Origin of the sequence: Dyadobacter sp. BHUBP1, assembly GCF_050587785.1 — a bacterium.
GTDB lineage: Bacteria > Bacteroidota > Bacteroidia > Cytophagales > Spirosomataceae > Dyadobacter.
The window spans coordinates 108,518-120,481 of sequence record NZ_JBOBIH010000002.1 but is presented as its reverse complement, the minus strand read 5'-3'; the positions used below and the strand labels follow the sequence as shown (position 1 = coordinate 120,481).

Genomic DNA, 11,964 nt, shown 5'->3' with positions numbered 1-11,964 from the left:
AATTGTGTGTCCAAGTAGTTATTTCAAAGAATTTTTAGTCACCATGAGACACTATCTACCGTATTTCTATCTGGTAGTATTTAGTATTATTTCCTTTACCGCACACGGACAAATCAGCATTGATTTCCCTTCCGACCGTATCGTACTTCAGCGAGACAAAGCTAACAACGCAAACATCAACATTGCAGGCAGTTACACACAGCCTGTCGATCGTGTGGAAGCCAAAGTATCTGCACTTGTGCCAGGTCAGGGCATCGACAAGGACTGGGCCAACCTGAGCGACGCCAGCATTAAAGGAGGTTTTTTCTCCGGTTATATTACTGCCCAGGGCGGCTGGTACCGGCTGGAAGTCCGCGGTTGGAAGGGCGACCAGCTGGTGGGTTCCAGAACCGTTGAGCACGTCGGGATAGGCGAAGTATTTCTAATCGCAGGGCAATCCAATGCACAGGGATTTGACGCCCCTAGCTTTAATAATCAGGGCGCACAAGACGATCGTGTCAATTCTATCGATAATTACGAAACAGGCGACTATCCGTTTGAATTGCCGGAACGTCCGTCTTTCCATCACATCGATGCTCAAAGTCGCATTTCTCCCCGTGGACCTGCCGCATGGTGCTGGGGACGCCTGGGCGACCGCCTGGCATCGCGGCTCAATGTTCCTATTCTGTTTTTCAATGTAGGCTGGGAAGGTATGGCTTCCGTTAACTGGCGCGAAAGTATTAACAACAATACGCAGTCTGTCTACGCGCCCGTGTGGGTCAAACCGGATGGAATGCCTTATGGCAACCTGCGAAATGTCATTCAGCGATACACACCTATCACCGGGCTTCGCGGCATTCTCTGGCTCCAAGGCGAGGCCGACAATTTTAAAGATACCAGCACTGATACTTATTTCAACAACCTGAAAGCCGTTATTGAAGCCAGCCGGAATGAATCGGGAAAGAATATTTCATGGATGGTTTCCATTACTTCCTATGACAACGGACGCCTCGTCGATGTAAACGTTACAAATGGGCAAAGGCAGGTTATCAATAATGTTCCGAATGTTTTCGAAGGGCCTAATACCGATCTGATTCAGATTCCCCGCGAAAATGGTGCTCCTAACGGCGTCCATTTTTTTGGCGATGGCTTAATTCAGCTTGGCGATGCGTGGTCCAATTCACTCACGGATGATTTTTTCGCAAGATCAGAACCCTACCCGGCGCAAAGACCACTCAGAGTAACGGTAGACTGTGCGGGCAATGGTAATGTAACGATCAACGCCGACCCGGTTGGGCTTTCCCAATTCAGTTGGAGCAATGGGCAGTCTTCCAGCAGCGTAACGGTTGGAAACGGAACTTACTATGTGAAAGCACGCGATGATAAAGGCAACTACATTTTCTCGCCAGAGATCCGGGTAAATGAGCAAATCCAGCCCGACCAGCCGACTGTGACGATCGAAGGTAGTAATCCGGTATGTATCGGTAATACCGCAACGTTGGTATCGAGCACTTCTACAAATGCCGTCTGGAACACAGGCGCCACCGGCGACCGCCTTCCTGTCACAACAGGGGGCGAGTATTTCGTGACCGTCAAGAATATTTACGGCTGCGAGTCTACTTCCCAGAAAGTAGTCATGCAAGTACTCAATTCACCATTGCCGGCCAAACCCAAAATTTCTGCTTCGGGGCCACTTACCTTCTGCCAAGGCGGAGAAGTGAACCTGACCTCGGACTCAAAAGTGAAAAGTGTTTGGTCCAATGGAGCGAATAATGCCACTATTACGGTTGTCAACTCGGGTGATTTCCGCGTGAGAGCGCTCGACGATGTCGGCTGCTTCTCTCCTGAGTCGGACCCGGTGACCGTGAAAGTAAACCCGTTGCCGGCCAAGCCTGTAATTTCGCTGAGCGGAGAAACGACATTCTGCGACGGCGGCAACGTGACGATGACTTCAAGCTACGATTCCGGAAACATCTGGAGCACCAATGCTACCACGAAGTCCATTGCCGTAACCACGACCGGTAAATTCACTTTGAAGCAAAGGGATGGAAACGGGTGCGAATCAACTTCGGATGAAGTGAATGTAAAGGTTAACCCGCTTCCCGCAACACCTACCATAACGGCCCTTCGCGCTACTACTTTTTGTGAACGCGACTATACCACGTTACGCAGCAGCGAGGCGTTCTCCTACCTGTGGAGTAACGGCTCCACCGACCGCGAGATCGAAATACGGACATCAGGCAATTTTACAATTTCGGCCAAAGACGAAAACGGCTGCATTTCTCCCGTTTCTCCGGTAGTTGTCGTAGTAATGAATCCATTGCCACCTACGCCCACGATCACCGCCGAGGGCCCGACCACATTCTGCGCAGATCTAAGCGTGAACCTGGTTTCAACCAGCGCTGCCGGGTATTTATGGAGCAACGGCGTTTCTTCACAGACCTTGAAAGTAACGGCGGCCGGAACTTACTCCGTGCAAACAATCAACGAGTTTCAATGCTATTCGGATCCGAGTAACCAGATAACGACGGAAACGCTGGCACTGCCACCAGCCCCCGCAGTTACGGCATTGCAGCCAACAACATTCTGCGATGGCGACACCATTATGCTGAAAGCCACCAACGGCAACGAATTTTTCTGGAACAACGGCCTGGAAGGCGAAAGCATAGAGGTTTTTGCGACGGGTAATTATTCGGCTCGCATTCAGGATGATCATGGATGCTACTCTCCTTACTCCGCACCGGTAGCGATTGATGTCAAGCCGTCTCCGAGCGTGCCGGTAATCCGTAAAACAGGCGTTTACACCCTATTTGCTGAAAACAATCTCAATGCGGGTGACCACGTATGGAAATATAACGATGAGCCATTGACAGAAACCAGCGCGACCCTGAAAGCCGTGAAGGCAGGTAAATATGTTGTTAACAACACCATTGTATACAGTCCGACGCTTACCTGTTACTCCGACTTCTCCGAACCGTTCCAGTTTTACCTTGATACGAATAACCCGGGTTTCGTGGCCTATCCCAACCCGAATGCCAGTGAAAGAGTGACTGTCGAAACATTTGCCAATCTGGCGAACGCCGATGTTCAGATCATCGACAGCCGGGGTATTATCCACCGGACTTTCCGTGTGCTGAAGTTCGATCGCCCGCAATACTTCAGCCTGGCGGGCCTGTCGAGTGGTATATATATTATTCGCGTGACTTCTGCGACGTTCAGTGAGACCCAAAAGCTGGTAATTGCCGAATAGGCAAATGAACCTACCGGCCTTGCCGGGAGGCCGAAGCGTTGCCTGTTCCTCCCTTCGTCTTTCTTGTATTTTAAAATGTAAGCATGCCGAACGGTAACACGTAAAGCAAACACCCGATTGATCAAAAAAACGGAATAGTGATATTTTAGCGAAAATATTCCGTTACATTTGTGACCGTTTTGTAATTGAACACTTTAACAGATTTATACTTCGTTAGAGCTCAGAAACTTTACCTGTATCAGAATCCCAAATGCATAGTAGATTTATTCTTCCGGTAATGGCCAAGGTGTTGTTGTTAATTTGCATTTTTTCATCAGCAGCATTTTCCCAAGAAAAATCCCCCATCAGAATTACTTCCCCTGTTTTTCAGTCTGTCTACCAACGTAACATGGCCGGCCAGCGGGAGATTCAGGTGACAGGTACATTCACCATGCCTGTTGAAAAAATTGAGGTGAGGGCTGTGCCGGTCATTCAGGGACAGGGCGTTGAAACACCGTGGCTAACTTTGCAGGACGCTCCCCAGGGCGGCGTTTTTTCAGGGACGATTAAACTGATCGGCGGATGGTACTCCCTGGAAGTCCGGGGTGTGTCTGACGGAAAAGTAATAGGCCGCGATGTATTGAGCCGTTTTGGTGTAGGTGAAGTGTTCCTCATAGCCGGACAGTCGAATGCTCAGGGACTCAGAAATTACCCTGGCCCATCCGCTACCGACGACCGGGTACTGTATATTTCAAATTACAGCAACGATTCCATCGACAGACTTACCGACCCTACTCCGCCTGAGTTTAGCAAAATCAACCAGAATCTGAATATCATGTCGCCGCGCGGGCAGTCTGCCTGGTGCTGGGGGATACTTGGAGACCTCCTGGTTGAGAGACTGAACGTACCCGTCGTATTTATTAACACTGCCTGGGAAGGTACATCCATAGAAAACTGGGCGAGCAGTTCAAAAGGCCTCCCGACTAAAAATATGTACGGCGGTTTTGTGTATGCGCCCGAAATGCCTTACGCCAACCTTCGCATTGCTGCGCGCAACTATGCCAACCAATATGGGGTTAGAGCCATTCTCTGGATGCAAGGCGAAACCGACGCATTGTATAAGACACCACGTGCCAATTACAGCCGTGACCTTCAGTCGATCATGAACCGCCTCGGTGCGGATACCGGCAAACGACTTACCTGGGTAATTGCCCGTACCTCCCGGACATCAGCGGGATTCAATATTGAATCGGACATCAATCCAGAAATCGTTGCTGCGCAAAACGCAGTACTCAACACGGATTTTAACCCTACTTATCCGGGTCCCGAAACAGATCCTCTCGTACCTAACCGTGGCGATGGCACGCACTTCGTAGGCAAGGGAGTGAATGACAAAGAAGGAACCCTCAGAGCTTTGACGATTCTGGCGAATGCATGGTTCGGAACACTGGATGCCAAATTCTTCTCGACTGTCACACCGGTTAACCCCGTCGAGGTACCTGCTGTGACCGCAGCTTGCGTTACTGACAACAATGGTGTTACCCTAACGCTCCCCGCAGGTTACGCTTCTTACAAATGGAACACCAGCGAGGTATCCAACTCGATTAAGGTCTCAAAAGCAGGTACATATCGTGCCACCGTAAAAGATGCCTCTGGCAACTCGATCCTGACGCCGCTTATCGTTTTGGAGAACGATGCTAAGCCGGTGCAACCAAGCATTATTCAGCAAGGCCAGCAACAAGCTTGTGCGGATTCGACATTCCAATTCTCGGTACAGAATGGCGGCGAAATATATAGTTGGTATAAAGAGGGTTCCAACACCGCCATTGCAACAGGAATCTCTGCCAGATTGGGTGAAAGCGGAAACTATTTTGTCAAAAGCCGGAACATTTTCGGATGTACTTCCGATAATTCAGCAACCTCCACTTTGATTGTCCGTGCCAAAATAAGTAAGCCGACCATCGAGCCGTCAGGGCCTTTCAGCGTCTCGGCAAGCATCCCCGAAGGTGGCGAAGTAAATGAAGAATTCCTGTGGAGACGCCCTGGTTACGAAACCGATACTACTGCATCTCTGGTCAAAATCCTGAAATCGGGTGTTTATACCACAAAAGCGAAAGTTACGTACACCATTGGCAACAACAACCTGGTTTGTTACTCCGATACTGCTTCCAGAGAGTTCAAAACCAATGAGCAAAATGAGGTGGTGATTTATCCCAATCCAAGCCAGGGCGCTTATATCTACATCGAGTCTCGGGATAATGTGAAAGACGCCGCGATTGAGCTTTTCGACATCCGTGGTAACGTGATCAAAACTACCAGTCCGCAACTGCTCAGCGGCAGGATGCAGATCGATGTAAGCCTTTTGCCTACGGGCAAATATATTCTTCGTGTAACCGGCCAGGGACAGAGCCTTACCAAGCAAATTGTGATAAGATAAATATTCTTTCTTTGATAAGTACTAAATAAGCCCCGCCACTACGGGGCTTATTTAGTATGATACTAATTAGACAAAACAAAAAGGAAAGAATTTGATTGATAAATTTGCAAAGGCTAATTTTGAGAGACGGGGAGGAATGTAACCCGCTGGCAACAGTTTTCTCTCATTCCTGCCCCTCTGTAACCGGATCATTATAATGAAAAACGAGTATCTCCCTTCCGATTATTTGCCCATCATTGTGCAATTTTTGCTCGCCGCCGGCTTCATTGGTGGCACGATGATTGTCACTCACCTTATCGGTCCGAGCCGCAAAAGCAAAAAGAAAGACGATCCATTCGAATGTGGTATCGAGTCAGTTGGTGACGCCAGGACGCCCATTTCGGTAAAGTACTTTCTGGTGGCGATCCTCTTCGTTTTGTTTGACGTGGAGGTAATTTTCATGTATCCCTGGGCTGTGAATTTCAAAGGCCTGGGAATGTTCGGATTCGTAGAAATGTTATTGTTCATGGCCCTTTTGTTGTCCGGTTTCTATTACGTGATCCGCAAGGGCGTATTGAACTGGGAAGAATAGGCTTCGAACATTGAAATACAAAGAATTATGAAAGAAGTAAAGATAGTGGAGGCTCCGCAGGGACATAGCGGATCCGGTTTTTTTGCAACTTCATTCGACGAAGCGATAGGTCTGGCACGCAGTTACTCGCTCTGGCCGTTGCCATTTGCTACTTCATGCTGCGGGATCGAGTTCATGGCCACCATGGGCGCGCATTACGATATTTCGCGTTTCGGTTCCGAACGTCCGAGCTTCTCGCCGCGCCAGGCCGATTTGCTGATGGTGATGGGAACCATCGCCAAAAAAATGGCACCGGTTGTGAAGCAGGTTTACCTTCAAATGGCCGAGCCACGCTGGGTAATGGCTGTGGGCGCTTGCGCTTCAAGCGGTGGTATTTTTGATACTTACAGCGTATTGCAGGGTATTGACCGTATCATCCCTGTGGATGTATACGTACCCGGCTGCCCGCCACGCCCCGAGCAGATTATCGACGGCCTGATGCAGATTCAATATCTGGCACAGAACGAAAAGCTTCGCCGCCGCAATACCGACGAATACCAGGAACTATTGGCATCATATAATATTCAGTAACCCCCTATGCTCACTAACCAGGAGGTAGCCGAAGGGCTTTTGGAAAAATTCGGTGATCAGGTTTTCGACTTCGAGGAGCCGTATGGTTTGTTGACGCTCTCAACGACCCGCGAAGAGATTATTCCGTTGATGGAGTTCTTGAGAGACCACAAAAATTACCAGGTAATATTCCTGACCGACATTACGGGTATCCAATATCCTGATAATACCGGCAAAGAATACGTGGTGGTTTATCACATGCACAGCTTCGTGCATAACTTCCGCATCCGCATTAAAGTAGCCCTTTCGGCAGCCGATATTCACATTCCGACAGCGACAGGCCTTTTCGCCTGCGCCAACTGGATGGAGCGCGAAACCTACGATTTTTTTGGTATCTTGTTTGACGGGCACCCGAACCTTAAACGCATCCTGAACATTGAGGAAATGGATTACTTCCCGATGCGTAAGGAATACCCGCTGGAAGACGCGACCCGTGAAGATAAAATTGACGCCCTTTTCGGCCGATGATCTATATTGAGTAAGATATGGCAGATATTGAATTATTACCGCATAATGTCCCTTCTCAAGGCGAGTTGCCAGAACTCGTAGAAGAACTGACCACCCTCAACCTCGGCCCGACACACCCTGCTACCCACGGTATTTTCCAGAACATCCTGAAAATGGATGGCGAAAAGATCGTTTCGGGCGAGCAAACGATCGGTTATATCCACCGGGCGTTTGAGAAAATTGCCGAAAGAAGGCCCTTTTACCAGATTACCACGTTGACCGACCGCATGAACTATTGCTCCTCCCCGATCAACAACCTGGGATGGCACATGACGGTAGAGAAGCTTTTGGGCGTAGAGGTTCCCAAGCGCGCGCAGTACATCCGCGTGCTCATGATGGAGCTCGCACGCATTACCGACCATATTATCTGTAACAGTATCCTCGGCGTAGATACCGGCGCATTCACCGGCTTCCTGTATGTGATGCAGAAGCGCGAGGAAGTGTACGAAATCTACGAGGAAGTTTGCGGAGCACGCCTTACCACCAACATGGGCCGTCTCGGCGGTATGGAGCGTGACCTTTCGAGCACGGCTATCCGCAAGATTAAGGAATTCATTAAATCTTTCCCGCCGGTATTGAGAGAGCTGGAAAAACTGCTCAACCGTAACCGGATCTTCATGGACCGAACAATTAATGTGGGTTCCATTTCGGCTGAAAGAGCATTATCGTACGGCTTCACGGGGCCCAACCTGCGTGCGGCGGGCGTGGACTACGACGTGCGTGTGATGAACCCGTACTCATCCTACCAGGATTTTGAATTCGACGTCCCTATCGGACAGAATGGTGATACTTACGATCGCTATATGGTCCGTAATGAGGAAATGTGGCAAAGCCTCCGCATCGTGGAGCAAGCCATCAACAATCTTCCCGAAGGACCCTATTATGCCGATGCTCCCGAATATTACCTGCCTCCGAAAAACGAGGTATACCGCAATATGGAGGCGCTCATCTACCATTTCAAAATTGTAATGGGCGAAATCGATGCACCGGCGGGCGAAGTTTACCATGCTGTGGAAGGAGGAAACGGCGAGCTGGGCTTCTACCTGATCAGCGATGGCGGCAGGGCTCCGTACCGTCTGCATTTCCGCAGGCCAAGCTTTATTTATTATCAGGCATATCCTGAAATGTGCAAAGGCTCATCACTGTCGGATGCGATCCTGACAATGAGTAGCCTGAACGTAATTGCAGGTGAACTGGACGCTTAAAGTTTGTTAAAGACCTATTTAGAAATGACCGAATCACCTAATCTGGTTGCGTTCACACCCGAACGACTTGAAAAAGTAAAAGAAATAATCGCACGTTATCCGGAGGGCCGCCAAAAATCGGCTCTCTTACCCGTTTTGCACGTGGCCCAGGAACAATGGGGCTGGCTGAGCAGCGAGGTAATGGATTACGTCGCAGGTATTTTAGATATCAAACCCGTAGAGGTTTACGAGGTAGCTACCTTTTATACCATGTACCACCTCGACCCGGTTGGTAAGCACGTGATCGAATATTGCCGTACAGGGCCTTGCTGCCTGATGGGCGGTGAAGATGTGTACGGGCACCTTAAAAAGAAGCTCGGCATCGAAGCGGGTGAAACCACTGCCGATGGCAAGTTTACATTGAAAGAAGTAGAATGCCTCGCAGCATGCGGCTGGGGACCCGTTTTCCAGATCCGCGAGCAATTCTACATGAACCTGACCAACGAGAAGGTCGACCAAATCATAGAAGAGTTAAGTAAATAAGCTTTCATAAGCTGAAAATATTATCCTCAAATGGCTAGAAAAATTTTAACGGAGCATATTAATGTACCCGGTATCGAAACCTTCGATGTTTATCGCAAACAGGGAGGCTATACTGCCGTTGAAAAAGCTATCAAAACCATGACCCCGGAAGAGGTGGTGGAAGAAGCAAAGAAATCAGGCGTACGTGGCAGAGGCGGTGCGGGCTTCCCGATGGGAATGAAATGGGGCTTCCTGGCCAAGCCCGAGGGCGTTCCCCGTTACCTGGTGTGTAATGCCGACGAATCGGAGCCGGGTACGTTCAAGGACCACCATCTGATGAAATCCATCCCTCACCTTTTGATCGAGGGTATGATCATTTCCAGCTTCGCATTGGGAGCCAACAAATCGTTCATCTACGTGCGCGGCGAGCTCATGTATGTGATCCGCATTCTCGAAAAAGCGATTGCGGAGGCGAAAGCGCAAGGGTTTTTAGGTAAAAATATCCTAGGCTCGGGCTATGACCTTGAACTGGTCGTGCAGCCGGGCGGCGGTGCTTACATTTGCGGCGAGGAAACTGCATTGCTCGAATCGCTCGAAGGAAAAAGAGGTAACCCGCGTAACAAGCCGCCATTTCCTGCGGTGAAAGGTCTTTACCAAAGCCCTACCGTGGTGAACAACGTGGAGTCGATTTCCAATATGCCGTGGATTATCAACAACGGCGGTGATGCTTATGCGCAAATCGGGATTGGTAGAAGTACCGGTACCAAATTGATCTCCGCATCAGGGCATATTCAGAAACCTGGCGTTTACGAAATCGAACTGGGTGTGAGCGTGGATGAGTTTTTGAATTCGGATGAATATTGCGGCGGTATCCGTAAAGGCCACTATTTGAAAGCATTGGTAGCAGGCGGTTCGTCTGTACCCATTCTTCCTGCCAACCTCATCACGAAAACCGCTGCCGGCGAAGATCGTCTGATGACGTACGAATCGCTTTCTGACGGTGGTTTCGCGACGGGTACCATGCTCGGATCGGGCGGGTTTATCGTTTTCGATGAAACAGCCTGTATCGTTCGCAACACCTGGAATTTCTCGCGTTTTTACCACCACGAATCCTGCGGCCAATGCAGCCCGTGCCGCGAAGGAACCGGATGGATGGAGAAAGTCCTCCACCGCATCGAGCACGGTCACGGCAGCATGCACGACATCGATTTGCTCGTAGATATTTCAAAGAAAATAGAAGGTAACACCATTTGTCCGCTCGGCGATGCAGCGGCCTGGCCCGTAGCCAGCGCGATCCGCCATTTCCGCGACGAATTTGTATGGCATATCACCCATCCGCAGGAAGCGACGGCTCCGGGTGCGGTTTACATGGGTGAAATGGTATTGGGTTGATGAGTGTTCAGAACAGCCTTGTTTGGATCAAAGACAGATCTCTGTTACTATCGGTGCTGTTCGGGCTACTAAGTGCTCTGGCATTGCTGATCGTGAAGATGCAGGCGGTTTTGAGCTACTCTCCCGACATTTCAGGAAGCGAGGCAAGCGGGATCGCCGCTATACAGCTACTGCTGGATGGACAGGACATTTATACGGATCCCGAAAAAGCACCGTTCAGACTGACCCAGTACACACCACTATATTTTACGATCGTTTCATTCCTGGTGAAAATCGTTGGTTGGACAGGCATTGACGTTCACAAAATATACCTCGCCAGCCGGCTGGTATCAAACCTTTTTACATTAGCAACCGTGAGCATAGCGGGTTATTTCATTTACCGGGTAACAAAACAAAAGATCGCCGCCCTCCTTACCGGGCTGGTGCTTTTTCATGTTTTGTCATTCTGGTTTCTGACAACCTCCCGCCCCGACAGCCTCCTGGTGCTGCTGACGACGCTTTTTATCGTCACAATTTACTACGCCTTTGAAAACAATGACCAAAAGCTCTGGTTTCTCGCCATTTTCACGGGTGTTTCCGCATTTTTCGTAAAACAAAGCGGGGCAATCCTTCCGATTTCGGTCGGCGTATTCTGGTTGATTCAGCGGGATTTCAAGATGTTTTTGAAACTCACCGCGTTCGGGATACTGACATTCGGTTTATACCTGGTGATCCTTCCCATTAATACCGTCGAGCTTTTCTTTCTCAACATTGTGGGCGGCGTGGCCAATTCAGCGAGCTGGGGTTGGTTTTACGACTGGACATTACAGTACTGGTTGTTACAATTCGCTCCCCTGATGGTTCTGAATGCACTGGTAAGTGCGTACACACTCCACTACCGGCCCACAGGATTCCATCTTTTCCTGGTGATCGCCTCCGTGCTGTTTTTCCTATTTGCAACATCCACCGCATTCAAGATAGGTGCCGGAGTGGGCTATTACCAGGATTACCTGATCGTGGCGGTGATTCAGCTCGCGCTCGCTTTTTCATATAAAAGCGATTTCACTGCGCTGAAAACCGGTTTTGTCAAATCAGGAATGGCCCTTTTCATGACCTTTGCATTTCTGCATTGCTCATTGTATGTGTTTATGAAATACAAATCGGGTATGTTCCGTAATTTTGAAGCACTTTACATTGAAGACCGTAAAGTTGCGACGTACCTGCTCGAGCAGAAAAACCTGAAACCGACAGACTATGTCTATATATGTAATTCGGAGAATTTTCAGGGATCGTTTTTAAGTTTATTTCTATTTAAAAATAATTTGATTCCTTTCTCGGATCTGGTTTACCTTGCAGACCAGAACGGGACATTCAACTACGACGAATTCAGACGAATCGTCGATGAGAAAGGGATTCGTTTTGTGATTTCACCAAAAGGCAAAGCTCCTGCAAACATTCTGGACTATGATTTTGCGAATACGCTGAAATATAGCTCCACAATGGGCTCCTATGATATTTATGAAGCCAACAAGAGATAGCATAATGTATTACTGGC

Annotated in this window: 9 protein-coding genes; all 9 read left to right on the top strand. The window is 49.2% G+C overall.

The features are described from left to right. Window positions 1-43: 43 nt before the first annotated feature. Window positions 44-3,229, top strand: coding sequence for a T9SS type A sorting domain-containing protein (locus ACQ4MZ_RS07265; protein ID WP_430843934.1), 3,186 nt, complete (start codon window positions 44-46; stop codon window positions 3,227-3,229). A 388-nt stretch (window positions 3,230-3,617) separates the two neighbouring features. Continuing rightward, window positions 3,618-5,645, top strand: coding sequence for a sialate O-acetylesterase (locus ACQ4MZ_RS07260; RefSeq protein ID WP_430843932.1), 2,028 nt, complete (start codon window positions 3,618-3,620; stop codon window positions 5,643-5,645). Window positions 5,646-5,841: 196 nt separating this feature from the next. Beyond that, on the top strand, window positions 5,842-6,216 hold the full coding sequence (locus ACQ4MZ_RS07255) for an NADH-quinone oxidoreductase subunit A (RefSeq protein WP_090375516.1): 375 nt from the start codon (window positions 5,842-5,844) through the stop codon (window positions 6,214-6,216). Between the two features lie 27 nt (window positions 6,217-6,243). Further along, entirely contained in the window at window positions 6,244-6,786 is a 543-nt protein-coding gene (locus ACQ4MZ_RS07250; protein WP_015813533.1) for an NADH-quinone oxidoreductase subunit B, read from the top strand. 6 nt (window positions 6,787-6,792) lie between these two features. Next, complete coding sequence (locus tag ACQ4MZ_RS07245; RefSeq protein ID WP_430843930.1) at window positions 6,793-7,293, top strand: NADH-quinone oxidoreductase subunit C; 501 nt, start codon at window positions 6,793-6,795, stop codon at window positions 7,291-7,293. Window positions 7,294-7,310: 17 nt separating this feature from the next. Continuing rightward, window positions 7,311-8,537 carry an NADH dehydrogenase (quinone) subunit D gene (gene nuoD, locus ACQ4MZ_RS07240; RefSeq protein WP_223401501.1) on the top strand — a complete coding sequence of 409 codons (1,227 nt, stop codon included), beginning with the start codon at window positions 7,311-7,313 and terminating at the stop codon, window positions 8,535-8,537. 24 nt (window positions 8,538-8,561) lie between these two features. Beyond that, window positions 8,562-9,059 (top strand): NADH-quinone oxidoreductase subunit NuoE, encoded by a 498-nt coding sequence (gene nuoE / locus ACQ4MZ_RS07235; protein WP_430843928.1) that lies wholly within the window; start codon window positions 8,562-8,564, stop codon window positions 9,057-9,059. 30 nt (window positions 9,060-9,089) lie between these two features. After that, window positions 9,090-10,430 carry an NADH-quinone oxidoreductase subunit NuoF gene (gene nuoF, locus ACQ4MZ_RS07230; protein ID WP_430843927.1) on the top strand — a complete coding sequence of 447 codons (1,341 nt, stop codon included), beginning with the start codon at window positions 9,090-9,092 and terminating at the stop codon, window positions 10,428-10,430. After that, entirely contained in the window at window positions 10,430-11,947 is a 1,518-nt protein-coding gene (locus ACQ4MZ_RS07225; RefSeq protein WP_430843926.1) for an ArnT family glycosyltransferase, read from the top strand. Before nuoF ends, ACQ4MZ_RS07225 begins: the two co-directional genes overlap by 1 nt. The last annotated feature ends 17 nt before the right edge of the window (window positions 11,948-11,964 follow it).